The sequence below is a fragment of the Vagococcus sp. 211 genome (assembly GCF_056322705.1).
The window spans coordinates 1,751,376-1,778,370 of the sequence record NZ_CM150475.1 but is presented as its reverse complement, the minus strand read 5'-3'; the positions used below and the strand labels follow the sequence as shown (position 1 = coordinate 1,778,370).

The window sequence follows — 26,995 nt, the reverse complement described above, 5'->3', positions numbered from 1 at the left end:
CAGATTAAAGAGAGGAAGGTATCTATTCGAAAAAAAGAAGGATTCTCATTTGATATCAATTGTGATAAAACAAACATAAAATGCGGATTCGTTGGACGGTAACACTTATTTTTTCTTCTCAGTTGTATTTAGTTAAAAAACAAAATGAAACATAATAGTGAACAAATATTAATAAAAGGTTCTATTAAACCTTTATGATACATAGATTTAAGCCTTTTTATACTTTGTGAAGTTGTGTGTTTAGTTGGTTATCCGTTATTTATAAAAGGTATTTATATTGTTAAAAATTGCACAATATTATTGAAAAAGCAGAAAAACGTGATATAGTAGTTACTAAGGTAGCTACTAAATAAAAACGAGGTAAAGTATATGGAAACGATAATACAAGTGATGAAAAAATATGACTTTTCTGAGATGGAAACATTGGTTTACACGACGCTATTAGAGCAAGACATGCTAACGGGTTATGAAATTAGCAAACAATCTGGCGTACCACGATCCAAAGTCTATAACATTTTAGAAAAATTATTAAAAAAGAATTTGGTTATTGTTAACAAGTCTGAGCCTAAGTTATACCGAGCGATTTCGTCAGATGAGTTCATTGAGAGACTAGAAAAAAACGTCAAAAGTGATTTAGTCTTTTTGGATACACATCTTGGTCAAATTAAAGAACAAGAAGAAGAAGAATTGCTTTGGAAGTTAGATGGCTACACAAATGTGATGGATAAAGTGGAACACTTGGTGAAGCACTCAGAGAAGAGTCTACTGATTCAAATCTGGCGTCAAGATATCTCAGACACGTTATTAAGCACATTGCAAGCGGCAGAAAAACGCATGGATAACTTCGTTTTAATTCTGTTTAGCGAAAACCATGACTATGAGTTAGCGTTAGATAATTACTATATTCATGGGTTCGAACATGAAAAACTGACAGATTTCGGTTCGAGATGGGTCAACATTGTAGCAGACGAAGGAGAAGTGGTGTTTGGAACGTTGTCTGAAGACAATAAAATCACTGATGTTACATGGACCAAGAACAACGCCATGGTTAGTTTAGCCAAGGAATATGTGAAACACGATGCTTACACATTAAAAATTATTGAAGAACTACCAGAAGAATTAAGCAGCCGATATGGTCACCATTTTGAAAAAGTTAGAGCTATTTATAAGGAGGAATTGTAATGGTACGCACGATATTATTAAGTTTAATTGTTATTATTAACGGGATTTTTGCAATTACATTTGTGAAAGATTTAATTACCAACAAAGAAGAGTTTAAAGAAGAGAAAGCCAACATGAAAGCTTTACCGTTTACATCATTTATTATGTTTTTCTTATCAACGTTTGGTATCTCAGACTTCGCCATAGGAACCGTGTTATACCCTAAATTAGATTGGGTAACCATGAAAAAATTACCAGGAACATTAAACACACAATGTGTTATCCCAGTAGCAGCAATGGCATTATCTTATATTTCATCAGTCAACGTAGGGGTTAAAACATTGGCAGTATGTATTGTGGCTCAAGTAATTGGTGCTTACATTGGTCCTAAATTTGTTGTTAAATTACCAGAAGATACGATTAAAAAATTCGTTGGGGTTGGCTTGATTGTGGCAGCATTCTTAATCTTTGCTGGTCAAGTAAACTGGATCAAATCTAACGGAACAGCAACAGAATTATATGGTGGTAAATTAGTCTTAGCGGGTATCTTATTATTTACATACGGTGCCTTAAATAATATTGGTATTGGTTCATACGCTTTAACAATGGTAACCGTTTACTTGTTAGGAATGGATCCTATCGCAGCCTTCCCTATCATGATGGGTGCGTGTACTTTCTCAGTGCCAATCGGAAGCATGCAATTCATTAAATTCGGTGAATACAGCCGCCGCATTACATTGTTTACCTCAATATTCGGTGTGATGGGTACGTTAGTTGCAGTGTTCTTAGTTAAATCTTTAAATACGTACATGTTAAAATGGTTAGTAATCATCGTGTTATTATATAGCGCATTTACAATGTTACAAGCTCAATTAAAAAAAGAAGCCAAAGCGGCATAAGGAGAGATTGATATGTTATTTTTAACAAAAGAAGATATTCAACAATGTTTTTCAATGAGAGAGGCCATTGATGCTTGTAAAGAAGCATTGGCACTTTATTCTGACGGTAAAGCAAGTATTCCTTTAAGAACTAATATTGATGTTCCAGCTCAAGGCGGACAAAGTTTATACATGCCAGGTTATGTTGCAGGTAAAGAAGGCAAAGACGCATTGGGTGTGAAAATTGTTTCGGTGTATCCAAATAATATTGATAAAAACTTACCAAGTGTTCCAGCGACAATGGTGGTATTAGATGCTGAAACTGGTATTGTTAAAGCGATGATGGATGGTACTTACTTAACGCAATTAAGAACAGGTGCAGTACAAGGTGCAGCGACTGAATTATTATCATCAGACAAAGCAGAAATTGGGGCGTTGATCGGTACAGGTGGACAAGCAGAAGGTCAATTATGGGCAATGATTACAGCTCGTCCTCTAAAAGAAGTTCGCATCTTTGATATTGATTTTGACCGTGCAGAAAGCTTTGCTAAAGACATGTCAGAAAAATTTGGCATCTCAGTTATCCCAGCTAAAACAGCAGAAGAATGTGTATCTGGTGCAGATGTCATTACAAGTGTGACAACATCTAAACGCCCAACTTTCTCAGCTGATTGGGTAAAAGAAGGGGCTCATATAAACGGTGTTGGAGCTTATACACCAGAAATGTGTGAAATTCCACGTGAAATCATTAAAGCGTCAGACGCAGTCATTTTTGATACAATGGACGGAGTTCTTCAAGAAGCAGGAGATTTCATCCAACCTTTAGCCGATGGGTATGTTGAACGAGAAGCTTACCTTGGAGAATTAGGTCAATTAGTTTTAGGTCAAGTAGAAGGCCGTCAAACAGAGTCAGACATTACACTATTCAAAACAGTTGGTTCAGCTGTTCTTGATGTATTTGTTGCCCAAAAAATTGTGGAACAAGCAGAAGAAAAAGGATTAGGTACAACGATTTAAACACTTAAAAGCTAGTGCGAGCTAGCTTTTTTTATGTGTCTTTAGCCTTTAGTTACAAAGGATAGTAAGACTGTAAGATTAAAATATAAGAAATAAAATGAAAAAATGATTAAAAAATAAGTTGACATATGGTTTGAAATTGACTAAACTAAGAATTAATAAATTTAGATTGTGAGGGATTGCTATGACAACAAGCAATTTACAAAGACCAACACAACTGAATAGTTTCTTCTTTAGCTACTTTAGATAGTGTTTGTGTGCATGATACATCATGGATGCAAACCGTAATGTTTGTATCTATGGGGCTAGAGGAATTTTACGTGCGAAAGAGTACGCCACATAGATTGTTACAATAATCTAAGTGGCTTTTTATATGTTAACTGAGACAACGCAAGAGACTCAGTTTTAAGCATCGACTTAGATTATTTATGAATCTTAAGTCGATGCTTTTTTGTTGCCAAATGAAGGGAGTATTAGAAAAACACAGGATAGATTACAGAAGGTAAGAGCTAATAAATAAACTAAAAAAAATGGAGGAATTAACATGACATTAAGAAAGAAATTAATCGTAGGGATGACTGCCTTAGTTGCAGTAAGTATGTTAGCAAGCTGTGGGTCAAAGCAAGATAAAGAAGAAGACGGAGTCGTGAAGGTTGGAATACTACAATACATGGAACATAAATCTTTAGATGCTGCCAGAGAAGGATTTGTTGAAGAATTAGAAGCAGCAGGCTTTGAAGAAGGAAGTTCAATGAGTTTAACCGTCTTAAATTCTCAAGGGGATCAAGCGAATCTAAAAAGTATGAGTGAGAAGTTAGTCAAAGAAAAAAACGAGGTCATATTAAGTATTGCTACACCTGCCACTGTTTCGTTGGCGAATGAAACCCAGGATATTCCGATTTTATTTACGGCAGTAACAGATGCTGTATCTGCGGGGATTGTTGCTAGTAATGACGCTCCTGGTGGAAACATAACAGGAACAAGTGATATGGTACCAATCGAAGAGCAAGCCAACCTGTTGCTATCAATTGTGCCAGAAGCTAAAAAAATTGGCATCATCTACAATTCCAGTGAAGAAAACTCAGTGATTCAAGGAGATTTAGCTAAAAAGGCCTTTGAATCAGCGGGGGTAGAAGTGAAAATTGCTACGGTGACCTCAACGAATGATGTACAACAAGTCATGACGTCCCTTGCTAAAGACGTGGATGGGGTTTACGTTCCAACAGACAACACCTTAGCTAACACGATGGAAACCGTTGGAGAAATTGCTAAAGAGAAGAAATTACCTATTGTAGCTGGATCAACAGAACAAGTGGAAGTAGGCGGATTAGCAACTTACGGGATTGATTACAAGGAATTAGGGCATCAAACAGGGAAACTTGCTGTGAAGATTTTAAAAGGAGAAGCTGAGCCTAAAGATTTAGCTGTAGAAACATCAACAGAACTTAAATTAGTGGTTAATGAAGACATGGCCAAAGCGCTTGGCATTGATCCAGCAAGTATTACCTTAGATAAATAGACGAAAAGAAAAGAGATGAAGAAAAATGGATATTTTGTTATCAAGTATTTCCCAAGGGTTATTATGGTCAACAATGGCGATTGGCGTGTACTTAACTTACCGGATTTTAGATATTGCTGACTTGACGGCAGAGGCAAGTTTCCCTTTAGGGGCAGCAATTTGTGCCAGTCAAATAGTCAACGGGGCCTCTCCCTTAGTGGGGACGCTCTTAGGTGTTGTAGGCGGTATGTTAGCAGGTCTTATTTCAGGCTTGCTTCATACGAAATTAAAAATACCAGCCTTACTCACCGGGATACTAACGATGACAGGACTATACTCCATCAATTTAAGAATTATGGGACAATCGAATGTGTCGCTTCTAGGCAAAAAAACCATGCTGACTCAGTTAGTCACATTGGGATTAAGCAGTCAATTAGCTGTGCTTGTGATAGGAAGTGTGTCTGTTGTTCTAGTTATTGTGTTTCTGTATTTATTCTTCCGAACAGAAATTGGCTTAGCCATTCATGCCACAGGGGATAATAATGACATGAGTGAAGCCAATGGTATTAATACTGATGCGATGAAGATTATTGGCTACATGATTGCCAATGGGTTAATTGCCTTATCTGGCGCATTGATGGCCCAAAATAATGGGTACGCTGATATTAGTATGGGGATTGGAACAATCGTCATTGGTCTAGCGTCTATTATCATTAGTGAAGTGATGTTTAGTAATTTAAGTTTTGTGAAGCGCCTTATGATGATTGTGGTAGGTTCGATTATTTACCGATTGATTATAGCTGTGGTTTTAGAAATGGGCGTTGCACCAACAGACTTGAAATTATTCTCAGCCATTATTTTAACGATTTGTTTGGCCTCACCTTTACTGAGAGGTAAATTGAAACGTACTAAAAAACGCGAATTAAAAGAAGAAGGAGGGCGTTAACATGAGTGCTATTTTAGAATTAAAAGAGGTTCATAAGAGTTTTGAAGTAGGAACAGTGAATGAACACCATGTGTTAAAAGGCGTTAATCTTGTTCTTGAAGAAGGAGAGTTTGTGACGATTATTGGTGGAAACGGGGCTGGTAAGTCTACGTTACTGAATAGTATTGCTGGAAGTTTTGGTGTGGACGAAGGAAGTATTTATTTAGATGGTGTCGATGTCACTAACCAACGAACAGCTAAGAGGGCCAAACATATTGGACGAGTGTTCCAAGATCCTAGAATGGGAACCGCAACACGTCTATCTATTGAGGAAAATTTAGCGATTGCCTTCAATAGAGGGAAGAGTCGAGGTCTATCAAGAGGGGTAAAAGAGAAACAGCGACACCAGTTTAAAGAGCAATTAACCGTGCTTGATTTAGGTTTAGAGAACCGGTTAAAAAAAGAAGTGGGATTATTATCTGGAGGACAACGTCAAGCACTTACCTTGTTGATGGCGACACTAGTAACGCCTAAGTTATTACTTTTAGATGAGCATACCGCAGCGCTTGATCCTAAGACGAGCGAGTCCGTATTAACCATTACGGAAAAAATCGTAGAAGAAAAACAACTGACGACGCTAATGATTACTCATAATATGGAAGATGCGATTCGTTATGGTAATCGCTTAATTATGTTACATGCTGGGCAAATTGTTGTGGATGTGAATGGGGAGGAAAAGGCAGGCTTAACAGTTCCTGACTTATTGGCCTTGTTCCAAAAAAACAGTGGGCAAGTTATGACGGATGATGCTTTAGTTCTAGGATAAGAAAACGACCTGAAAGGGTCTTTTTTTATGGCGTACTTTATGACAATAAGTAGGATAAAAAAGACAGAAAACCTTAAACTAATGATATAATGTGTGTAATATTTTAATTGAGAGGAAATAAGATGACTTACTACAAGGAGCTTTACATAGAAATACGAAAGCGTTTAATTAAGTTAGCAGTATTTACATCCTTACTGTTAATCTTAGCTTTAACCGTGTTTTTTTTGTTTTTAGAAAAATATCAAATTGAAAGCGATACGAAAGAAGCGTTAGGTTTTTATACCACGTTGAAAGCAGACACTTTTGAATTGTTGCACCATATGAATCAAGAAGTCGTCCCTCATTATATGGATGGTCAGATGAATGAGCGTCAGTTCTATACGAGTTACTACGAAAAAAACACACAACTACCTAAGGATGCCTCCTTAATGGTTATGGAAGAAAGTGGTAATATACTGCTAGCTACCAATGATACTCCAGCCCAATTGTCCACGCATTATTTAAAGATAGTAACGGATGTCAATAAAGGGAATGATGTGGTAAAAGTGCAGAGAGGATTGAATGGGGAAAGGTATATGTTGTTTTTTTCAAAAGTACCAGATAGGTCGGTATATAGTATTCTAATTTTTGAAGACAGCTTGTTTACAGGAGAAGGGCTGACTTATGGCACGAAGTTTATTATTTCTGATAAGTATAATAATGTATTTGTTAAAAATACGACGCTATTTGATGAGAAAACAGCCCATAAGATAGATGCAACGGATTTCAATTATCCCTATATGATTGCTAACAAAGAGTTGTATTTAACGACGAAAAAGCAAATGGACGACACTATTTATTTATACACCTTTTTGATGACGTTCCCACTGCCTTCGTTTTTGCTATTTATGTTATTAACAACGATTGTTTTGCTGTTACTTTTTTCTATCCAAAGTAACCAGCTGGCTGGACGAATTGCTAAGAAAAACACAGAACAAATCGAAGCTCTCGTAGATCAAATGGCACGAATAAAAGCGGGAGATACCAAGCAAATTTTGATGAGCACAAACCGAGAGTTTCAGTTTTTGATTGATAATATTAATGAGTTAGTTCAGGAAAAAGAACGCTTGATGAATCAACAAATGACTTTAGAGCGTCAAAATCATTTTTATGAAAAAAAAGTATTAGAATCTCAGTTCAATCCTCATTTTATCTATAATACCTTAGAGGCGATTCGGGTAACGAGTCACTTTGACCCAGGTGTGGCAGATAAGTTAATTTTATCCTTAAACCGAGTTCTCCGTTATTCAGCTGGTTTTACCTCAACAGACACCACGTTAGAGAAAGATTTGAGTATCATTGAAGACTTTTTACAGGTGAATTTAATCCGTTTTGATCAGTTTCATTACGAGATAACTTTAGAGCCAGGGATTGAAGATTTGTCTATTCCCAAATTGTTTTTATTGCCCATTGTAGAAAATGCCTTGAAATATGGTATGCAAGACAGAGATGATCTAACTTTAAGCATTCAGTGTTATTGCGATGAGCAGTGGCTTTATTTTGATGTGAAGGACAATGGTCCTGGTTTTTCTATTGAGAGTTTATGGTCTATTGATGATGACAGTTATGAGAGCACTCATCACGGGTTAATCAATAGTTATAAGCGGTTGAAAATATCTTATCCTGGAGCAAAAATGACCGTGACAAATCAAGAAGAAGGGGCTTTGGTACGCTTTAAGATACCAAAAGGAGAGGGAGAGTATGCTTAAGTTATTAATCGCTGAGGACGAGCATTTGATTAGAAAATGGTTGTCTCAAGCCTTGGATTACCAAGAACTAAACATAGAAGTCGTTGGCTTTGCCAAGAATGGAGAAGAAGCCCATCATTTGATCAAGACGCATCAACCAGACATTGTCTTGACAGATATCAATATGCCAAAGATGACGGCCTTTGATTTATTTGAGGCGACGCAAGACATCTCTTACAAAAAAATTATATTATCCGGGTACGATGAATTTGAAAATGCCAAACTTGCCATGCGTTATGGGGTGAAAGATTTTTTAGTTAAACCCATTGATTTAGTGGAACTTAGGACATGCTTAGTTGAGGTGAGCTATGATATTCAATCTGAAAAAAATGAGCAAGAATTTGTCGCATTGGAGCATTTTGATGTTTTACAAGATGTGAGGTATTCAAGAGATGTGGTGGTAAGCCAAGTTTTGGCTTTTATTAGTGACAATTACGCGACAAAATTCACGACAGCCGAGCTAGCAAAAGAATTGAATTATAGTGAAAGTTATATCTATTCTAAAATAAAACGCCATTTGGAGATGCCTCTTAGTGATTATTTGAATCGCTACCGAATCAAGATGGCAGTGAACTTGTTGATGGAATCCCCTGATTACCTTATTTATGAGGTTGCTAACAAGGTTGGGTTTTCTGATTATAAGTATTTTAACAAGGTATTTAAGAAATACATGGGCATGACTGTTTCTGAATTCAAGGAGAAAATTCTATAGAGTGTAGAATTTTCTCCTTTTTGTATAGAAAACCACCTTATGAAAGCGTTTTTGTCTAGGTATAATAGCAAGTATAAAATATAGGGGGTACTAAAATGAACACGTTTAAAAAAGTGAGTTTGGCAGCAGTGGCATTATTAGGAATCACAGCATTAACAGCTTGTGGAACAAAAGATGACAAGGCAACAGAGGATGGGAAAGATAAAGGAAGCGATACATTAGTTATCTACTCACCTAACTCAGAAGGATTAATCAACGCAACGATTCCAGCATTTGAAGAAAAATACGATGTAAAAGTCGAACTAATTCAAGCAGGAACAGGCGAGTTATTCAAAAAAATGGAGAGTGAAAAAGAGTCTCCTGTGGCAGATGTGATTTTTGGAGGATCATACACACAGTATGAACAAAATGGTGACTTATTTGAAGAATACGTAGCGTCAGAAAACGACGAAGTAGTTGAAGAATACCGTAACACAACAGGTTATTCAACACCTTACACATTAGATGGTAGTGTCTTAGTTGTGAATCCTGATTTGACAAAAGGGGTTAAAATTGAAGGCTATGCTGATTTATTAAATGATGAATTAAAAGGAAAAATTTCAACAGCAGACCCAGCTAACTCATCAAGTGCGTTTTCACAATTAACAAATATGTTAGCTGTTATGGGGGGTTTTGAAGATGAAGGATGGGAATACGTGAAAGATGTGTTCACATTAGTGGATGGAAAAATCAGCTCAAGCTCATCAAATGTATACAAAACAGTAGCAGATGGGGAAATGGCTGTTGGATTATCTTATGAAGACCCAACGGTTCAATTATTAAACGACGGAGCAAACGTTGAAATTGTGTATCCAAAAGAAGGTACGGTTTTCTTACCAGCCAGTGCAGCGATTATCAAAAATGCTAAAAACATGGACAACGCTAAAAAATTCATGGATTTCATTATTTCTAAAGAAGTACAAGATACATTAGGCCGTGAAACAACGAACAGACCTGTACGTATTGGTGCTGAAACAAGTGATAACATGAAACCATTAGATCAAATCAAGACAGTAACAGAAGATTACAGCTATGTGATTGAACATAAAGAAGAAATTGTTGACAAATATAACGAAATTTTTGTGGAAACACAATCTAAATAAGGGGTAATACGATGAGTGAAATTCGAATAGAACATGCGAAAAAAATGTATGGCGATACAACAGTTATCGATGATTTGAATGTGACTATACCGGACGGGATCCTTTTTACTCTTTTGGGTCCCTCTGGTTGTGGGAAAACGACATTATTAAGAATGATAGCAGGCTTTAACTCAATTGAAGGTGGGGATTTTTACTTTGGTGACCAACGAATTAACAATGTGGAACCAAGTAAGAGAAACATTGGCATGGTGTTCCAGAACTATGCCATTTTTCCTCATTTAACGGTAAAAGATAATGTGGCTTTTGGTTTGAAACAGAAAAAAGTATCTGCCAGTCACATGAAAACCGAAACACAAAAGTATTTAAAATTAATGCAAATTGATGAATATCAAGACCGTAAGCCATCTAATTTAAGTGGGGGACAACAACAGCGTGTGGCCTTAGCGAGAGCCTTAGCGATTACACCAGAAGTTTTATTAATGGATGAACCACTGAGTAACTTAGATGCAAAATTACGTGTGGATATGCGTCAAGTCATTCGAGAAATTCAGCATGAAGTCGGGATTACCACCGTATATGTTACCCATGACCAAGAAGAAGCCATGGCCATATCTGATCAAATTGCGGTAATGAATAAAGGTGAAATCCAACAAATTGGTAAACCGAAAGAATTGTACCACCGTCCAAGCAATGAATTTGTCGCAACCTTTATTGGCCGGACTAACGTGTTAGAAGCAAACCTAGTCAACAAAGATGGTCAAGGGGTTCTTGTGTTTGAGAATGGGTATGAGTTATCTTATCCTGTACTGAATGATCACGAAGAGCAGAAGGTTCGTGTGAGTATTCGTCCGGAAGAATTCGTTAGAAGTGAAGATGGCGAGATTAAAGCTGAGATTGTAGACAGTTTATACCTTGGTCAAACCACAGAATACATCGTGAACTTACCCTTTGCTGATCGTTTACAAATGAGTGAAGAATCAACCTTTATGGAAGATTTGGGTCATGGTGATGAGATTCGATTAAGCATTAACCGTGATAAGATTAATGTGTTCAACGAAGATGGTACAGTGAATCTGTTGGAGGTGAAGTAGCCCGTGAAGGAAAAAAAGACCTTTAATATTTGGACAGGCTCTTCTTTACTAATTTTTATCACGTATTTGTTATTTTTAGTCTATCCAATTATGACGATATTAGGTCAGTCTTTAATTAAAGATGGCAAAATATCCTTTGAACAATTTCAAACGTTCTTTTCAAAGAGCTATTATTTTTCAACCTTATTTAACAGTTTTAAAGTATCAATTACGGCTACTTTTTTTGCTTTAGTTCTAGGTACATTGTTAGCTTACCTATTTACCATGTACCAATTTAAAGGGAAGAAAGTCTTGCAAATATTGATTATTATTGCGTCAATGTCTGCTCCTTTTGTGGGGGCATATTCATGGATACTGTTACTTGGACGTAATGGTGTCGTCACCAAATTTTTAACCAATGTGCTGCATTTTCCACAACTAGATATTTATGGCTTCTCAGGCATTGTGTTAGTGTTCAGTTTACAATTGTTCCCATTAGTTTTTTTATACGTAAATGGGGCATTTAAAAGCATTGATAATTCAGTATTAGAAGCAGCAGAAAGTATGGGAAGTCGCGGGTTTAATCGTTTCTTTAAAGTGATTTTACCGTTACTAACACCAACGCTTTTAGCAGCAGCGCTCCTTGTTTTTATGAGAGCTTTTTCTGATTTTGGTACACCTATGCTAATTGGTGAAGGATATAGAACTTTCCCTGTATTGATTTATACTCAATTTATTAGTGAGGTAGGTGGCAACGCAGCTTTTGCCTCGTCTCTAGCCATCATTGCTATTATGATTGCGTTGACTATTTTCTTAATTCAAAAGGCCTTATCGAATCATTTTAGTTTTAGTATGAATTCACTGCATCCGATTGAATCAAAAGAAATGACAAAAGGTAAAACAGCGGGAATCTACGCTATTGTTTACGGCATTGTTGGTTTGGCAATTTCACCTCAAGTGTATTTGATTTATACTTCATTCTTGAAGACATCAGGAATGGTCTTTGTTCCAGGGTATTCACTGAACAGTTACAGACAGGCTTTTGACCGAATGGGATCAGCGATTATTAACACCATTCGCATTCCTTTAATGGCCTTAGTGATTGTATTAATCTTTGCTATTTTTATTTCTTACTTAACGGTTCGAAAGAAAAATGTGTTTACTTCATTAATTGATAGTTTAAGTATGATTCCATATATCGTGCCAGGGACGGTATTAGGGATTGGGTTTATTACGTCATTTAATACAGGAATTGGCGGTACGGGTTTTCTAGCGATTACAGGAACGGCTTGGATTATGGTCATTTCTCTTTCTGTTAGACGATTACCTTACACCATACGCTCCTCTGTTGCGAGTTTGCAACAAGTGTCCCCAAGCATTGAGGAAGCGGCAGAAAGTTTAGGAAGTGGTCGGTTGAACACCTTTTTCAAGATTACAGTACCAATGATGATGTCAGGGATTATTTCAGGAGCTATTTTATCTTGGATTACGATGATTTCAGAATTATCTACGTCCATCTTGTTATATAATGTTAAGACCAGAACCATGCCGGTGGCTATCTATACAGAAGTTATTCGTGGAAATTACGGTGTCGCAGCAGCATTATCAACGATTTTAACGGCTATCACAGTCGTGTCACTATTGATTTTTATGAAGGTATCAGGTAGTGATGATATTACGTTATAGATAATTAAGAAGAAAGACAAAACAATTCCCCTTGTTTTGTCTTTTTCTTTTTATTGGGATGATTTAGTGTACAATGAAGTATAAAAATAAATGGAGGATGGTTATGAAGAAAACATTAAGTGTTGTTATCACATGTCTTGCTCTTGTTACCCTGATGGTTGGGTGTGGAGGGAAAGGTCTAAGTGGGAAAGAGGCTGCCACAGTCTTTATGGATGCAGAATTTTATGGGAAAGAAACAGAAACATACAAGGAACACTTTGGTGTGGCTATAGACAATATGGAAGAAGACATCAAAGCAGGATTAGAATTTAGTCTTGGTGGGATAGGCATTAGTGACGACGTTTTGACAAGCGTTGCTAAAGACATGATGACAGCGATTAAAGACAAAACGAGTTTTGAAGTGACGGAGACGAAAGAAGTAGGGGAAGAGACAGTTACAACTATTGCTATTAAGGGATTGGACCTAGAAGGGGTAACGACAAAAGCAACAGAGGCAAGTACAGAAGCTCTTGTATCCATCCTAAAAGACAAAGGTTTTGCTATTGATACCTTGGAGGATTTAGCTGAATTAGAAGAAGAACAAGCAACAGAAGCTATTGAAGTGATGCAAGACCCAGAGATTATGACCCAAATGTTAGATACGGTATTACCTCAATTAATGACTAATATTGAGCCTTCAAAAGAAAGTAAAAACGTAGATGTTACTTTAGTGAAACATAAAGATATCAAACATGGTTGGGAAATAAAGGATAGGGAAGCGACGATTTTACAACTTGTTTCTGTTTATCTTTCGGTTTATTAAAAAAAGAGTCGTAACCAATCATTGATTGGTTACGACTTTTTTTAATCAGGCAAGACTTTATTTAGAACAATGGCAACGATGGAAGCTGTCGCAATTGGCGAACTAAATAAGTATTGTACAAAATCGGGTAAGGTTTGAATGAAATCCTTTGGAATCAAAATTAATCCTAAAGCAACAATCATAGGGATAGAGATAATGTACATTTGTTTCTCATGAATGGGCACCTCTTTAATTACTTGCATTCCACTGGTTGCAATGATCCCACAAACAACCACAAAGACTCCGCCGATGACAGCTGAAGGAATGGAAGAAATCAGCATCGCTAATTTGCCGGAAAAACCAAAAACAATGAACCAAATACCTGCAGCACCGAAGACTTTTTTACTAGCCACGCCAGTAATCGAGATGATGCCTGCATTTGTTGAATAACCTGTAACAGGGGTAGAACCAAGTAAAGCTGATAGCATACAGCTAATCCCTTCACCAATCACCCCACGATTAATCGTTTCAGGTGTTAATTCAGAATCTGTGACTTTACTAATAGCAAACCAAGTTCCCGTGGTTTCTGCGAGTAAGACAACGTAAATAATAATCATCGTTAAGATAGCAGACAAATCAAAGTGAAGGGGTGTATGGAACAAAGCGAGTTGTGGCAATGAAAATAAAGGCGCATCACTCACAGCGCTTAAGTCTAGCACACCTAATAATTGAGAGACCACAGACCCGACAATTAACGCAATAATAACGGAAGACACACGGAAAATACGTCCTTTATCGCCTAGTTTGGTTCCCAACATAGTTAAGGTAATTAACGTCGCTGACGTGATAATCGCAATCAGTAAGTTTTGATTAATGTCCCCAGGGGCGTTAAAAATATTATCCGTTAAAGCAACGGGAATTAAAGACAGACCTACAACATAGATAATCGTTCCCCCAACAATTGGTGGAATGAAGGAATCAACGAGTTTGTGGAACATACCTGTGAGCCCTAAAAGTGTCACAAGCACCGCTCCCACCAGACTAGCACCAAGTACCGTTCCCCAACCCATATCTCCTGTTTGATTGGCAAAATAAACCCCGACGATTGCGCCAATTGGTATGAAGGAAGGCCCTTGGGCGATGGGGATTTTCATAAACAAGAAGGTTTGAATGAGCGTCCCGATACCAGCGGCTAAAAAGGTTGCTTGAATCAAACTAGAGCTACTTGCTGGGCTTAAACTTAATGCTGAAGCAATAATGAAAGGAACGACATAGACATCCATGGCAAGGACGTGTTGAATTCCTAGGAAAAGCGATTGTGGGGTAGAGATAGGCTCATCCACCCCAATGGTTAAATGTGATTCTTGTGACTGAGTCATGACTAATTGTCTCCTTTTTTACTATGAACTAGGTTTCCTTGAACCCAGACTTCTTTAATATGTTCAGGTTGTACTAAATACAGTAATTTTTGAAAAATAGCTTCTAAGGGTGTTTCTTCTTGGATAAAAGAGTGTCCTGTGCTTATTACTTGAGCATCAAAAGCATAGCCTTCAGCTAAACGTCCAATAGGAAGATCTAATGCTTCTCCCCCACCTGCTGTCGCCAGATAAAATGCTTCATTTAAGGTAAGAGAGTGTGGGGCTTCTTTTTGATCTGATAGGATACGAGAGACCATCACTGTTTGCTTGATGTTGTCATACAAACTAGGTGAAAAGCCGCCAGATATATCAGAGCCTAGTCCGACATCTACTTTAAACTCGTTGATGAGTTGTTTCACTCGTGTGATTTGGTTCCCAAAATAAACATTAGAAATAGGACAATGGGCGACGGCTGTTCCTGTTTCCGCAAAGATTTTTGCGTCAGCATCTGTTAAATGACCGCAATGAGCCATGACAGATTTGTCTCCCAATAATCCGAATTCTTGTAACATTTCTGTGTCTGTTTTACCAAATCTATCTAGCACATAGTCATGTTCCCACGTGCTTTCACTACAATGAGACTGTACGTGGACATCGTATTTAGTTGCTAATTGACCTAATCCGTACAAAGCATCATCTGTACAACTGGGAATGAAGCGAGGCGTCACAACGGGATACACCCCTTGTTTGGTCTCCATATTTAATGCCTGTACTCGTTTAATAAAGTCTTCAGTGTCTTGTAGAGCGGCATGGGTAGAGGTGTCACGGTAAAAGTCAGGATTGGCATCAGTATCATCCATCACAACTTTACCTACAAGTCCACGTTGGCCTTTTTGAGCACAAATGTGTGCTAATTGATAGCTACTCTCTTTATGGGTGGTGGCGAAATAAAGGCCAGTGGTAGTTCCTAAAGAAAGCAAAGTCTCTACTAAGTCCTCGTAAACCCGTGTGGCGAAGGTTAAGTCATCGTATTTCGCCTCTAGTGGGAAAGTGTAGTCGTTTAGCCACTGGTATAAGGGTTTATCCAGAGCAAGACCAGCCTGAGGCCACTGAGGGGCATGGATATGTAAATCAATAAAGCCTGGTAAAAGGTAATGATTATCTGGTACGACGTATAAGGTACCAGAATAGGTTGCTTGCTCTAGGATGCTAGTGTATTGAGCATCTCCAGGAGAAAGCACCTTTTCGATGGCACCTTCTTTGTTCAAACAGAACAAAGAATTCGTTAAAATAGCCACATCAGTGGGAGTAATACTAGAAAAAGCGGTTCCTTGAACAACTTTGTTAAACACGAACATTACCTTCTTTCTTGTTGTTAATATAAGTGATTATAGCAGAAAAATAAAAAAACATCTTGTTTTTATTGAAATGACATCATATTTTAATGATAATGTTCGTGTTTTATTTAATGTTTGTCATGGAATCTGAGAGAAGGAAACGGATAGTATTTGGTATATTGTGATAAGTATGAGATAGTTGTAGTAGACTTAACAGGATAGTCAGGAATTTTTCTTCCCTCTAAAAAGAGAATGACTGTCTTTTGGAACGTGAAGACAGTGCAATAAGAGTGAATAGATGAAGCGATAAAGAGGAGATGGCATTATGTCAACATTAGATGACTTAACAGGTTTAGTAGAATCGTTCAATAAACGATATACAAAAAAATATTTTGAATCACTAGAAAGAAAAAGACAGTCCTTTGTGACTGATTTTTCTGTAGAAAAAATAAAAGAAATGACGCTTGAAGAATACGCTATAGGACAAGGTAAAAAAGCGAATTTTTGTTATCGATTTGAAATCGATTTAAAGGACTTGGGAATCATGCTTGGCAGTCCCACGAGAAAGTATGGTATCTTTTTTAGTAAAGCAGAAGATGACATGCGTTCAACTGAGCGATACGAAGGTGGTAACTTTGAATTATTACGTCAGGACATCCTAACACTATTAGAGGATGGTAAAAATGAAAATTATGAAGGGATTGAACAGTCAGCTTTACATCCTTTATTTAGAAGTAAATTATTGGCTGTGTATTACCCAAAAGATTATCAATACATTTTTTCAGAAGAACACCTGGATGATTATTTAGAATGGTTTGGTCAAGACCCAACTGCATTTGATTCTATCTTATCTAAACAATTATATATGGGTCGGATAAAAGAAGACCATCCAGTCTTCTCTAAGTTTAGCCCCTTGGCGTATAGAATGTTTTTAGAAATGGCGTTATTTGATGATTCGAAATATAAACAGGAAAATGTTAATACATTACCTGGTTATCTGGAGGCAGAGGATGCCTTAGATCAACGTAGCTTGAATATTGTTATGGAAAAATTCCTAACAGATGGTAGGGAAAGAGTGTTAAGTTTCACACCGCAACCAAGCATTATTATTGAAGAAACAGAAATAGCTGGGAAAACCCATTTTGTCAGAGATCCAGAGATAGCTGAAATTGCGTTGGAAATGTCTGCTTTTAACTGTGAAATTGATCGAAAACATAAGTCTTTTGTTGCGGTTAAAACAAATAAAAATTACGTGGAAACGCATCACTTAATACCGATGTATCATCAGGAATCTTTTGAATACAGTTTAGATGTTCCAGGTAATTTAGTTATTTTGTGCCCGACATGCCATAGAACGCTACATTATGGTAAAAGTAAAGATAAAAAGGAATTAATTGACAAATTATACAATCGTCGAAAAAATTACTTGAAAAATTCTGGTATCCCTCAAACGATTGAAGAGATGTATGAACTCTATGACATCGTTGATGCGTAATACCTTGTATTATTTTCTTGAATGTTTATAGTGCTTATGACATAATACGTATAACTAAATAGTCACCACTAGGGGTGTTTTGTAAAAAAACTGAGAGAGACACAGGTCTTAACCCTTTAACTTGATCTAGTTAATACTAGCGTAAGGAAGAGGTGAAGACGTGCTGTTTTTTATTTCTATCTTTCCGCACACATTCCAACCACTTCTCAAGCTAGAAGTGGTTTTTTATTTATGTAAAAGAGAGAGGGTTGTGGAAAATGGAAAAAGGAATTGAACGATTACTAGACGAAGTTGAAGGAAGACAATCAGAGTTATTAGATCTATTGAGTACATTAGTACGATTTGAAACCCCTGCTCCACCTGCTAGGAATACAGGCGATGCCCAAGAATTTGTGGGTCATTATTTAGAAGAGTTGGGGTATGCTGTGGATAAATGGGATATCTATCCTGGAGATCCTAATGTCGTAGGCGTTAAAAAAGGGACACAATCAGATGACTACCGAAGTTTGATTATTAATGGTCACATGGATGTTGCTGAAATCAGGGAGGACGAGCAGTGGGAAACCAACCCTTTTATTCCGATTGTTAAAGAGGATGTGGTCATTGGAAGAGGGACAGCAGACATGAAAGGCGGTCTAGCAGGTGCTTTGCTTGCCTTGAAATTATTGAACGACGCTGGGCTGGAGTTGAAAGGTGATATTACCTTTCAATCTGTCATTGGAGAAGAGGTTGGAGAGGCAGGAACATTGCAGTGTTGTGAGCGAGGGTATGCCGCAGATTTTGCATTAGTCGTAGACACGAGTGATCTGCATATTCAAGGGCAGGGTGGGGTTATTACTGGGTGGATAAGGGTGAAGAACCCGCGAACGTTTCATGATGCAACACGTCGTAACATGATTCATGCTGGAGGTGGATTGAATGAAGCCAGTGCCATTGATAAAATGACTGTCCTTATGCGAGGCTTAAGAGAGTTGGAAGACTTGTGGGCTGTGACAAAAAGTTATCCTGGCTATCCTGCGGGAACAAACACGATTAATCCTGCTGTTATTGAAGGAGGCAGGCATGCTGCTTTTATTGCAGATGAATGCCGATTATGGATCACGGTTCATTTTTATCCCAATGAAACGCATGAAGAAGTAGCTAAAGAAATAGAGGAACATTTATTAAGAGTGGCTCAGGCTGATCCTTGGTTAAGAAGCCACCCACCTACTTTTGAATGGGGTGGACAATCAATGATTGAAGATCGTGGTGAGATTTTTCCTTCTTTAGAAATTGATAAAGAACATCCAGGCATCCGGTTGTTAGAAACGCAACATGAAACTATTCACAATCAAAAAGCCAGTGTAGATGTGTCTCCCTCTGTGACGGATGGTGGGTGGTTTGGACACGCTGGTATTCCCGCAGCCATCTATGGACCAGGTGATTTTTTTCATGCCCATGCTGTTAATGAGCAAGTATCAATTAAACAATTAGTCTCGTTCACTAAGACGATGTTATTGTTTGTCTATGAATGGAGCAATACGACAAAAGAATAAAGGATAACCAAATTTTTTAATCAGTCTCCTGACTCGATTGAGAAATTTGGTTATTTTGATGTTATACTATAGTCACCTTTTATGGACAAAAGTGAAGAAGGAGAGAGAGACTATCAACTTAAAAAAAGTCGTAGTTATTTGGTTGTTTGTGAGTATGTTAACAGGGTGTAGTAATGCGTCAAAAGCCTATGAATCGGCAATGAATGCTGGAGAAATAGCACTCATTGAAAAAGATTATAATCGAGCAAGAGAGCATTTTGAGAGAGCTTCAGAGTATAAAACGAAACGTAATTTAGGAAAAGACTATCAACAACAAATGGAAGCATTTATGCTGGCGAAAACGGAAGAAGACTCTGGCAATTACGTGGAGGCATTGGCGTTGTATGAAGAGGTTATGGGGTATGAATTTGGTTCTAACTATCTATCTAAATCAGCTTTGACTCACAAAAAAGCGGTGCTTGCACTCAAACATGAAGAAGATGAGAAGAAGGCATCAGAGTTTCCTGATGTAGAAGAAACATTAGGGAAGGCGAGTGAAGGAAAATGGGATGGGAATAAGAAGCAAGCATTACATAGTTTTATGAATGATTGGGGTGAAAGCATGGGCCAATCCTACCAGGAATACACAGAGACTCAATCTGTGATGTTGGGTGGAACTAGGTTACCAAAAGAATTGCTTGATGGTTCTTTAGAAATGGTAACAGAGGGTGATGTGATAACGTTAGAATGGTCTGAAAATGGCGTAGGCGACTATCAATTGGTGTCTGTTTACGGAGATGTTATTAGTTCAGAACAACATGTTTATTTGTTTGTCCTTCATCAAGGTAAGCCGCTTGTATGGCTAGTAGATGGGGCAGAAGACGGAGAGTTATCTTTTCAAGAAACTCAAAACGGACAATTAAAAGAAGGGTTTGCTCAAATTGTCATTGCTGATAGCTGAAGATAAAAGTTAATTTTAGCTAGAAATAAGAGGTATGGCATAACACTCAATAGGTAGCTATGGTTTGCTCTATAAGGTTTTAAAAGTGCCTATTTATTTTAGGTAAATGTCATGGTAATAGCTAAATCGATAAGAGTATTGAACGATGAATAATAAATTTAAATCGCACCTTTATTATAACATTTTATAATAACGCTTACATAGATTGTTGGTTGATTCTCTTTACTTCCTTTGTTTTTTTAATAATCCGTTATTTAATTGAAATTATTTTTACCCTAGTTAAAAAAAAGAAAGCATGCTATACTTTGGTCACAACTTAATATTAGTAACATTTGGGGTGCGTAAAAGCTGAGATAATACCCATTGAATCTGCTCCAGTTAGTACTGGCGAAGAGAAATGTATTCAATGATTATTAAAGAATAAGAGTTTATCTTGTTCATTTGATTCTGTAAACTTAACGCCCAACCATATTATTTATGGAAGGGTTTTTTTTATGGAGAAATTGGACGAGTCTAGATAAATTTTGTTGAGCTGAGCCTTCTTTTGTTTCTAATTTAGGAATAAAAAGGAGGCTTTTTTGTATGAACAATAGTAACAAGTGGTCAGTTCAGGATGTTGTTTTATTAGCATTTATCGCATTTTTATTCGGTGGTGTCTTTATGGGAGCAGGATTTTTATATGCCATATTGAGCGCTGCATTAACACCCTTAGGACTGGCTCCTTTTGCGAATGAAATTTTATTCGGTATGTGGACGATGGCGGCACCAATGGCCGGGATCCTTATTCCGAAAAAAGGTAGCTCTCTTTTAGGGGAATTGTTAGCAGCATTGGCTGAAATGTTATACGGTTCGTATTTTGGACCTGGCGTATTAATATCAGGTTTCTTTCAAGGATTAGGTACAGAGCTTGGTTTTATGGTGACAAAATACAAACGTTTTGATATCGTTCCTCTTGTTTATGGTGCGATTGGTACAACTGTCTTGAGTTTTGGTTATGAGTTTTTCAAATTCGGTTACGGAACCTTTGGATTTGGGATGATTCTGTCACTATTTGTAGTGAGACTCTTGTCTGTGATGTTCTTTGGCGTTGCGATGGTTTCTCTTATCATGAAAGGATATAACCGAGTACAACGACTTGCGGTGGCAAGCTAATGTCACTATTAGTGTTAGATAATGTTTCCTTTAAACGAGGAGAACGGTCCATTTTTACACACATTGATTACGGTTTTGAAGAAGGTAGCTTGAGTTTACTTAGAGGCGATAGTGGCAGCGGTAAATCAACCTTATTACGCATTATGGCAGGCTTTGCTCCTTTAGAGTATGAGGGAGATGTTTTGATTAAGGGTAAAGCCCAAGGGACTCGTAGTATTGCAGAGAAGGCAGGGTTAATTGGGATGGTGTTTCAGAATCCTAATCAGCAATTCACCATGCGGACGTTGCGTAGAGAGATTACTTTTGCTTTAGAAAATATTGGGTTAGGTTATGAAGCGGTACAAGAGCGGTTAATAAGAGCCGTGGATGTCCTTCAATCGAATCATTTATTAGACAGAGATTTAGTGACCTTATCAGGTGGGGAAAAACAACGTGCGTCTTTAACGGTTTTACTAGCAATGGATGCGCCTGTCTTTTTACTAGACGAACCCTTTGCAAGTATCGATCCCAGGTCTCGACATGAATTGATTGACTTGTTAGGTGATTTACGGAATATGGGGAAAACAATTATTGTGTGTGACCATGATCTCACTCATTATGATGGGATAGTGGACCAAGTAGTGACTCTTACTCCTACTGCACTAGTGCCTGAAGAGATGAGTCTATTACGTCAAGAGTCGACACCCGTTTTATGGAAAACGCAAGCTTCAAAGCAATCATTTATTGACTTTAGTCAAGTGGGGTATAAACGAGGGAAAAGGGTATTGTTAGATCCAATAGATTGGTCTTTTAATAAAGGAATCACGACCCTCACAGGTGATAATGGAACAGGTAAGTCGACTTTGCTAAAAACCGTGGTTCAGCAACAAAAGTATCAAGGCAAAATGTTTCTTAATGGTCAGCGTATGAAAAAAGGAAAAAAATTGTACCGAGATTTAACTTTAGCAGTGCAAGATGCCTCAAAACAATTTGTGACATTAACTCCTAAAGAAGAGTTGAACTATAATTGTCTTTTAACAGAGGAACAACAAAAAAAACAACACGATGTATTAGGCAAGCTTGGTTTATTGGATAAGCTAGAAGGTAGCTTGTTTCATCTGAGTGAAGGTCAGAAAAAAATGATGCAATTAACGACGATGATGAGTCTAGACTGTCAAGTATTGCTGTTAGATGAGCCTTTTACAGGACTAGATGAAAGAGCGAGTGCTTTATTTATGGACTGGATAGAGGAGAAGTCAAAGGAACAAGACTTTATTATTGTCTCTCACCGGTTAGCCCCTTTATCCGGCCGAAGTGATCATCATGTTGAATTAAAAAACAAGCAACTTGTGTTAGAGGGATACAATCAGGTAAAGGAGGCTCTTGCGAATGAACGTTGTGCGAACCAATACGCTTAGTTTAACCGTGTTACTCATGGTGCTTACCTTAGAAATCTCTTTTACCAAATCACTTAGGTTGAATCTTTTTATCGTCGTACTTAGTGTGTTGTACCTAATCTTTCATAAACGCTGGATCGGCTTAGCAGGTTTGTTTTTATTGCCTTTAATCCCTGCGTTATCTACGTACTGGTCGGTAATGGTGCATGGTTCAGGGAGTGATGATGCGTGGCTGTTATTTAGCCGGACTTTTGCCTTTGCGGCCCTGGGTATGATGTTTGCGTTTGGTATTGATTTAGAAGAGTTACTTCTTGTGTTAGAGCAGCGCGGGGTTCCAACGAGTTTTGTTTATGGCATCTTAGTCGTACTTCATGCGCTACCGGATATTAAACGGGAAGTCGTGGACTTGAAGGATGCCAGTCTTTTACGGGGGAAAAGGTTGACTGCTTTTTCACCTTTATTGTATTTAAAAACGATTTTTGTCGCTTTTAATTGGCGAGATCAATACACAGAGGCCATGTTTTCAAGAGGATTCGATGATGGCGCCGTAAGACAGCCATCAAAAATATTCACAACACCTCTCAGTTACATTGGGGCTTCTCTAGTTATTTTTATTATAGGTAATAGCTTATTATTCATATCATATTAGGAGGAATGGACATGTTTACAGAAAAAGCAAGGCAACAAACAGTACCACATTGGGAAGGAAGTTTTACGCACCCGTTCATTACAGGTTTGACCGATGGGACGTTGGGGGCAGATGAATTTAGATATTATTTAATTCAAGATAGATATTACTTAGAACATTTTAGCAAACTGCACGTTTTAATTGCAGAACAAACAGAAGATGCTGAAGTGAAAGAGATGTTACTTTTAGGAGCGCAACATTTAGCTGAAGGTGAAATTTCTATTAGAGAAGGATTTTTCAAAGAATTGGCTATTACGGATGAAGAAATAGCGAACACTGAAATTGCTCCGACAGCCTATAATTATGTCTCGCATATGTACCGACAATTACTTGATGGTACAGTAAACAGCGCCGTAGCAGGATTACTACCTTGTGCTTGGCTGTATCAAGAAATTGGGACAGGATTGATTGAATCTGGTTCACCAAAGCCTTTATATCAAGCGTGGATTGAAACGTATTCAGGGGAAGAGTCAGCTAAAGAAGTACAACACCAATGTGATGTGTTGAACCGTTTGTATGATGCTTCCAGTGAAGAAGAAAGAGAACAAATGGTTCAGGCATTTGTGATTAGTGCTCGCATGGAATACTTGTTCTGGGACATGGCTTATACATTACAAACATGGCCAGAAGGTGATACGCATGTCAAACCAAACAACTAAACTAAGAAAGTTAATTATGCTAGCTTTAATGATTGCTCTAGACGTGGTTTTGTCTCCTTTATTTAGGATAGAGGGGATGGCACCGATGTCTAGTGTAATGAATGTGATTGGCGTTGTTTTAATGGGGCCTCTATATGGTACTTTGATGGCATTGATTTGTGGTGTGCTTAGAATGGTATTGCTAGGTATTCCTCCTCTTGCTTTGACGGGGGCTGTATTTGGAGCCTTTTTAGCAGGTGTTGGGTACAAATTCGGTAAGAGTGTCCCGTGGGCTATGGCTGGGGAAATTCTTGGAACAGGGTTAGTCGGATCGTTATTATCTTATCCGATTATGGTTTGGTTCACAGGTAGTGCCCAGGGCATGTACTGGTTTATTTATACGCCTCGCTTTTTTGGCGGAGCCATTTCTGGTTCAGTCATTGGTTATCTCGCGCTATTGAAGTTACAAAATATTACCATATTTAAACAAGTTCAGGCTTGGTTCCTAGGAGGAAATCATTATGCAAGAGTTGAGAATACATCCCTTTCTAACGGAAGTTCCAAATAACTATTTTAAAGCGTCCCCTTTGATTCAGTGTATCACCAATGAAATAACCTGTGAAAGCATGGCTAATGCCTTATTGTATGTGAACAGTAAACCGATAATGGCAGATGACCCACGTGAATTTGACGAATTATTTCGTCAAACTGGAGGCTTGGTGTTGAATTTAGGACATTTATCAATTGAAAGAGAAACCCAGTTATTGACTGCCAGTCAATATGCCGTCGTAACGAATAAACCTGTTGTGGTGGACGCTGTGGGTGTATCTGCAACAACCTTAAGAAAAGAACTCGCTTTAAAGTTATTGGATAATCACCCGACTGTGATGAAAGGCAATGCGTCAGAGATGCGTAGTCTATGCGGGTTAGTGAGTCGAGGTCGTGGCGTAGATGGGCATGTGTCTGATCAGACAAAAGAAGCGTTATCTGAATTAGGAGAACAATTAAAATTATTGTCATATGATTACCCTGAGACTTCCTTCTTAGCCACTGGAAAAATAGATGTGGTCGCAAGTCGAGGTTCTGTTTGGTACTTAGATAATGGGGTGCCTTATTTAGACCAGATTACAGGGACAGGAGATATCGTGGGAGCTTTGATTGCTTCTTTACTGAGTCAAACTAATACGGATAGTGATGCGGTGATTGGAGCGGTGAGTTACTTCAATATTTGTGGGGAAAGAGCTCTGGCTAACTGCTCGACACCTGTTGGTATGGAAGCATTTAGATACCATCTATTCAATGAGCTATCGTATGTGTACGATACTATTCCTTGGTGGGATGATGTGAGAGGAGAGGTTCGATGATGAAGGATGCATTAAGTATTTATTTAGTAACAAACAGTGATGGAATAACACATGATGAGTTTTTACGTCGCGTGACACAAGCGTGTGAGAGTGGTGTTACTTTAGTACAGCTGAGAGAAAAAGAATTAAACACACGAGACTTTTATACTCTGGCTCAAGAAGTGAAAAAGGTGACGGATGAGTATCAGGTACCTCTGATTATTAATGACCGAGTGGATATTTGTTTAGCCGTTGATGCAGCAGGTGTTCACATTGGAGATGATGAGTTGCCAGTGGACGTGACTCGTCAGTTACTAGGACCTGATAAATGGTTAGGAGTGTCTGCTAAAACGGTGGCACGCGGCTTGGAAGCAAAAGAACAAGGGGCTGATTATCTAGGTGTGGGAGCGATTTATCCGACAACTACCAAAGTGACCACTCAAATCACGTCTCTTGATGCACTGTCACAAATTATTGAAACCACCCAACTGCCAACAGTGGGGATTGGTGGTATCACAGAGGATAACATGATGACCTTAAAAGGCACTGGTATTGAAGGGATTTCCGTGGTTAGTGAGATTATGAAAGCAGATGATATTCCAAGTAAAGTAAGAGCACTGAAAAGAAACATGCTCGAACTAAAGGGAGGAAACAGAGATGACAATTAATAGTACTCCTCAAGTTGTGACCATTGCTGGGATTGATTCTGGTGGCGGGGCAGGCATACAAGCGGATTTAAAGACTTTTCAGGCACGTAAAGCATTTGGTATGAACATCGTTGTGGCACTGACGGCTCAAAATACCTTAGGGGTTCAAAATAGTTTTCCTGTTCCCTGTGAGTTTATTGATGATCAATTTGCTTCACTCGCAGCGGATTTTAAGATTAAAGCGGCGAAAACAGGCATGCTAGCCGATAATGAGCATGTTTTATGTGTGGTGGATAATCTTAAGAAAGTGGACTTTGGTCCCGTAGTAGTTGATCCTGTCATGATTGCTAAGGGTGGGCATGCGTTGCTTCAAGAAGATGCCATCGAAAGCATTCAAACTAAGTTATTACCACTAGCCTACATTGTGACACCTAATTTACCAGAGGCAGAAGTCTTAGTAGGATACCCTGTTGAAACAACAGAGGATATGCAAAAAGCAGCATATGATTTACAAAAATTAGGGGTTAACCATGTGATTATTAAAGGTGGACATTTAGAAAGTCAGATGGCAAAAGATTTTGTCTTACTGGAATCTGGAGAGTCTTATTGGTTGAACTCTCCTAGAATAGACACGATTAAGACTCATGGAACAGGGGATACCTTTTCATCCTGTATTGCAGCGGAACTAGCAAAAGGAACCTCAGTGAAAGAAGCTATCTTGATTGGTAAGCAGTTCATTCAAGGAGCGATTGAAGATGAATTGTTTGTCGGAAATGGGCATGGTCCAACGAATCATTGGGCAGAACTGTCAAACACGATCACAATAGAAAAGGAATATTAATATTTTAAAAGTAATAGGTAGGATAGATGAAAATCTAGTCTATCTATTTTTTATTTAAAAGATTGTTAAATAGAACAAATGATAAGGTATGGTATTTAAAATTGACAAATATAATACTAATAAATTATTATTAACTAGCTGTGTAAAGATTCTGACAATTAA

The 26,995-nt window shown here is 38.0% G+C and carries 25 protein-coding genes and 2 riboswitches; of the genes, 23 read left to right on the top strand and 2 right to left on the bottom strand.

Annotated features, from left to right (window positions below; genetic code table 11):
• Window positions 1-369 precede the first annotated feature (369 nt).
• From ACVWM0_RS08545 to ACVWM0_RS08490, 12 genes are all read left to right on the top strand, one after another.
• On the top strand, window positions 370-1,182 hold the full coding sequence (locus ACVWM0_RS08545) for a TrmB family transcriptional regulator (protein ID WP_476472218.1): 813 nt from the start codon (window positions 370-372) through the stop codon (window positions 1,180-1,182).
• Window positions 1,182-2,060 (top strand): sulfite exporter TauE/SafE family protein, encoded by an 879-nt coding sequence (locus tag ACVWM0_RS08540; protein ID WP_476472217.1) that lies wholly within the window; start codon window positions 1,182-1,184, stop codon window positions 2,058-2,060. Before ACVWM0_RS08545 ends, ACVWM0_RS08540 begins: the two co-directional genes overlap by 1 nt.
• A gap of 12 nt (window positions 2,061-2,072) precedes the next feature.
• Entirely contained in the window at window positions 2,073-3,056 is a 984-nt protein-coding gene (locus tag ACVWM0_RS08535) for an ornithine cyclodeaminase family protein (RefSeq protein WP_476472216.1), read from the top strand.
• A gap of 544 nt (window positions 3,057-3,600) precedes the next feature.
• Window positions 3,601-4,575 carry an ABC transporter substrate binding protein gene (locus ACVWM0_RS08530; RefSeq protein WP_476472215.1) on the top strand — a complete coding sequence of 325 codons (975 nt, stop codon included), beginning with the start codon at window positions 3,601-3,603 and terminating at the stop codon, window positions 4,573-4,575.
• A 25-nt stretch (window positions 4,576-4,600) separates the two neighbouring features.
• The gene (locus ACVWM0_RS08525; RefSeq protein WP_476472214.1) at window positions 4,601-5,500 is read left to right on the top strand and encodes an ABC transporter permease; all 900 of its coding nucleotides are present in this window, start codon (window positions 4,601-4,603) and stop codon (window positions 5,498-5,500) included.
• A 1-nt stretch (window position 5,501) separates the two neighbouring features.
• Window positions 5,502-6,305 carry an ABC transporter ATP-binding protein gene (locus ACVWM0_RS08520; RefSeq protein ID WP_476472213.1) on the top strand — a complete coding sequence of 268 codons (804 nt, stop codon included), beginning with the start codon at window positions 5,502-5,504 and terminating at the stop codon, window positions 6,303-6,305.
• 122 nt (window positions 6,306-6,427) lie between these two features.
• Window positions 6,428-8,053 carry a sensor histidine kinase gene (locus ACVWM0_RS08515; RefSeq protein ID WP_476472212.1) on the top strand — a complete coding sequence of 542 codons (1,626 nt, stop codon included), beginning with the start codon at window positions 6,428-6,430 and terminating at the stop codon, window positions 8,051-8,053.
• A complete protein-coding gene (locus ACVWM0_RS08510; protein ID WP_476472211.1) occupies window positions 8,046-8,804 on the top strand; it encodes a response regulator transcription factor in 759 nt (252 codons plus the stop codon). Before ACVWM0_RS08515 ends, ACVWM0_RS08510 begins: the two co-directional genes overlap by 8 nt.
• Window positions 8,805-8,899: 95 nt before the next feature.
• Entirely contained in the window at window positions 8,900-9,946 is a 1,047-nt protein-coding gene (locus ACVWM0_RS08505; RefSeq protein ID WP_476472210.1) for an ABC transporter substrate-binding protein, read from the top strand.
• Between the two features lie 11 nt (window positions 9,947-9,957).
• The gene (locus ACVWM0_RS08500) at window positions 9,958-11,037 is read left to right on the top strand and encodes an ABC transporter ATP-binding protein (protein ID WP_476472209.1); all 1,080 of its coding nucleotides are present in this window, start codon (window positions 9,958-9,960) and stop codon (window positions 11,035-11,037) included.
• A 3-nt stretch (window positions 11,038-11,040) separates the two neighbouring features.
• Window positions 11,041-12,702, top strand: coding sequence for an ABC transporter permease (locus ACVWM0_RS08495; RefSeq protein WP_476472208.1), 1,662 nt, complete (start codon window positions 11,041-11,043; stop codon window positions 12,700-12,702).
• Between the two features lie 103 nt (window positions 12,703-12,805).
• Window positions 12,806-13,504: a DUF5105 domain-containing protein gene (locus tag ACVWM0_RS08490; RefSeq protein ID WP_476472207.1), complete on the top strand. Its 699-nt coding sequence runs from the start codon at window positions 12,806-12,808 to the stop codon at window positions 13,502-13,504.
• Window positions 13,505-13,545: 41 nt separating this feature from the next.
• On the opposite strand, the gene ACVWM0_RS08485 is transcribed toward ACVWM0_RS08490, so the two are convergent.
• On the bottom strand, window positions 13,546-14,862 hold the full coding sequence (locus ACVWM0_RS08485; RefSeq protein ID WP_476472206.1) for a uracil-xanthine permease family protein: 1,317 nt from the start codon (window positions 14,860-14,862) through the stop codon (window positions 13,546-13,548).
• 2 nt (window positions 14,863-14,864) lie between these two features.
• Entirely contained in the window at window positions 14,865-16,193 is a 1,329-nt protein-coding gene (gene guaD, locus ACVWM0_RS08480; protein WP_476472205.1) for a guanine deaminase, read from the bottom strand.
• Between the two features lie 310 nt (window positions 16,194-16,503).
• On the opposite strand from guaD, the gene ACVWM0_RS08475 reads away from it, so the two are divergent.
• From ACVWM0_RS08475 to thiD, 11 genes are all read left to right on the top strand, one after another.
• Window positions 16,504-17,673: an HNH endonuclease gene (locus ACVWM0_RS08475; RefSeq protein ID WP_476472204.1), complete on the top strand. Its 1,170-nt coding sequence runs from the start codon at window positions 16,504-16,506 to the stop codon at window positions 17,671-17,673.
• 60 nt (window positions 17,674-17,733) lie between these two features.
• Window positions 17,734-17,838, top strand: a riboswitch (TPP riboswitch).
• Between the two features lie 92 nt (window positions 17,839-17,930).
• A complete protein-coding gene (locus tag ACVWM0_RS08470) occupies window positions 17,931-19,208 on the top strand; it encodes an acetylornithine deacetylase (RefSeq protein WP_476472203.1) in 1,278 nt (425 codons plus the stop codon).
• Window positions 19,209-19,299: 91 nt separating this feature from the next.
• Window positions 19,300-20,148, top strand: coding sequence for a DUF4767 domain-containing protein (locus tag ACVWM0_RS08465; protein ID WP_476472202.1), 849 nt, complete (start codon window positions 19,300-19,302; stop codon window positions 20,146-20,148).
• Window positions 20,149-20,471: 323 nt separating this feature from the next.
• Window positions 20,472-20,561: riboswitch (TPP riboswitch) on the top strand.
• Window positions 20,562-20,730: 169 nt separating this feature from the next.
• On the top strand, window positions 20,731-21,300 hold the full coding sequence (locus ACVWM0_RS08460) for an ECF transporter S component (RefSeq protein WP_476472201.1): 570 nt from the start codon (window positions 20,731-20,733) through the stop codon (window positions 21,298-21,300).
• Window positions 21,300-22,697: an ABC transporter ATP-binding protein gene (locus tag ACVWM0_RS08455; RefSeq protein WP_476472200.1), complete on the top strand. Its 1,398-nt coding sequence runs from the start codon at window positions 21,300-21,302 to the stop codon at window positions 22,695-22,697. Before ACVWM0_RS08460 ends, ACVWM0_RS08455 begins: the two co-directional genes overlap by 1 nt.
• Window positions 22,669-23,325, top strand: coding sequence for a CbiQ family ECF transporter T component (locus ACVWM0_RS08450; protein WP_476472199.1), 657 nt, complete (start codon window positions 22,669-22,671; stop codon window positions 23,323-23,325). Before ACVWM0_RS08455 ends, ACVWM0_RS08450 begins: the two co-directional genes overlap by 29 nt.
• Window positions 23,326-23,336: 11 nt before the next feature.
• The gene (gene tenA, locus ACVWM0_RS08445; RefSeq protein WP_476472198.1) at window positions 23,337-24,023 is read left to right on the top strand and encodes a thiaminase II; all 687 of its coding nucleotides are present in this window, start codon (window positions 23,337-23,339) and stop codon (window positions 24,021-24,023) included.
• Window positions 24,004-24,570, top strand: a complete 567-nt coding sequence (thiW, locus tag ACVWM0_RS08440) for an energy coupling factor transporter S component ThiW (RefSeq protein WP_476472197.1) — start codon at window positions 24,004-24,006, stop codon at window positions 24,568-24,570. Before tenA ends, thiW begins: the two co-directional genes overlap by 20 nt.
• Window positions 24,524-25,366, top strand: a complete 843-nt coding sequence (thiM, locus tag ACVWM0_RS08435) for a hydroxyethylthiazole kinase (RefSeq protein ID WP_476472196.1) — start codon at window positions 24,524-24,526, stop codon at window positions 25,364-25,366. The genes thiW and thiM overlap by 47 nt, the downstream gene beginning before the upstream one ends.
• Window positions 25,366-26,013 (top strand): thiamine phosphate synthase, encoded by a 648-nt coding sequence (thiE, locus tag ACVWM0_RS08430; RefSeq protein ID WP_476473696.1) that lies wholly within the window; start codon window positions 25,366-25,368, stop codon window positions 26,011-26,013. Before thiM ends, thiE begins: the two co-directional genes overlap by 1 nt.
• Window positions 26,003-26,833: a bifunctional hydroxymethylpyrimidine kinase/phosphomethylpyrimidine kinase gene (gene thiD / locus ACVWM0_RS08425; RefSeq protein ID WP_476472195.1), complete on the top strand. Its 831-nt coding sequence runs from the start codon at window positions 26,003-26,005 to the stop codon at window positions 26,831-26,833. The genes thiE and thiD overlap by 11 nt, the downstream gene beginning before the upstream one ends.
• Window positions 26,834-26,995 lie beyond the last annotated feature (162 nt).

Coding starts and splice junctions, on each gene's coding strand:
- thiD (WP_476472195.1), top strand. CDS start 26,003: ATGACAATTAATAGTACTCCTCAAGTTGTGACCATTGCTGGGATTGAT.
- ACVWM0_RS08545 (WP_476472218.1), top strand. CDS start 370: ATGGAAACGATAATACAAGTGATGAAAAAATATGACTTTTCTGAGATG.
- ACVWM0_RS08470 (WP_476472203.1), top strand. CDS start 17,931: ATGGAAAAAGGAATTGAACGATTACTAGACGAAGTTGAAGGAAGACAA.
- ACVWM0_RS08515 (WP_476472212.1), top strand. CDS start 6,428: ATGACTTACTACAAGGAGCTTTACATAGAAATACGAAAGCGTTTAATT.
- ACVWM0_RS08510 (WP_476472211.1), top strand. CDS start 8,046: ATGCTTAAGTTATTAATCGCTGAGGACGAGCATTTGATTAGAAAATGG.
- ACVWM0_RS08460 (WP_476472201.1), top strand. CDS start 20,731: ATGAACAATAGTAACAAGTGGTCAGTTCAGGATGTTGTTTTATTAGCA.
- ACVWM0_RS08490 (WP_476472207.1), top strand. CDS start 12,806: ATGAAGAAAACATTAAGTGTTGTTATCACATGTCTTGCTCTTGTTACC.
- ACVWM0_RS08535 (WP_476472216.1), top strand. CDS start 2,073: ATGTTATTTTTAACAAAAGAAGATATTCAACAATGTTTTTCAATGAGA.
- ACVWM0_RS08530 (WP_476472215.1), top strand. CDS start 3,601: ATGACATTAAGAAAGAAATTAATCGTAGGGATGACTGCCTTAGTTGCA.
- thiM (WP_476472196.1), top strand. CDS start 24,524: ATGCAAGAGTTGAGAATACATCCCTTTCTAACGGAAGTTCCAAATAAC.
- ACVWM0_RS08505 (WP_476472210.1), top strand. CDS start 8,900: ATGAACACGTTTAAAAAAGTGAGTTTGGCAGCAGTGGCATTATTAGGA.
- ACVWM0_RS08450 (WP_476472199.1), top strand. CDS start 22,669: ATGAACGTTGTGCGAACCAATACGCTTAGTTTAACCGTGTTACTCATG.
- ACVWM0_RS08475 (WP_476472204.1), top strand. CDS start 16,504: ATGTCAACATTAGATGACTTAACAGGTTTAGTAGAATCGTTCAATAAA.
- thiW (WP_476472197.1), top strand. CDS start 24,004: ATGTCAAACCAAACAACTAAACTAAGAAAGTTAATTATGCTAGCTTTA.
- thiE (WP_476473696.1), top strand. CDS start 25,366: ATGAAGGATGCATTAAGTATTTATTTAGTAACAAACAGTGATGGAATA.
- ACVWM0_RS08540 (WP_476472217.1), top strand. CDS start 1,182: ATGGTACGCACGATATTATTAAGTTTAATTGTTATTATTAACGGGATT.
- tenA (WP_476472198.1), top strand. CDS start 23,337: ATGTTTACAGAAAAAGCAAGGCAACAAACAGTACCACATTGGGAAGGA.
- ACVWM0_RS08525 (WP_476472214.1), top strand. CDS start 4,601: ATGGATATTTTGTTATCAAGTATTTCCCAAGGGTTATTATGGTCAACA.
- ACVWM0_RS08455 (WP_476472200.1), top strand. CDS start 21,300: ATGTCACTATTAGTGTTAGATAATGTTTCCTTTAAACGAGGAGAACGG.
- ACVWM0_RS08485 (WP_476472206.1), bottom strand. CDS start 14,862: ATGACTCAGTCACAAGAATCACATTTAACCATTGGGGTGGATGAGCCT.
- ACVWM0_RS08500 (WP_476472209.1), top strand. CDS start 9,958: ATGAGTGAAATTCGAATAGAACATGCGAAAAAAATGTATGGCGATACA.
- ACVWM0_RS08520 (WP_476472213.1), top strand. CDS start 5,502: ATGAGTGCTATTTTAGAATTAAAAGAGGTTCATAAGAGTTTTGAAGTA.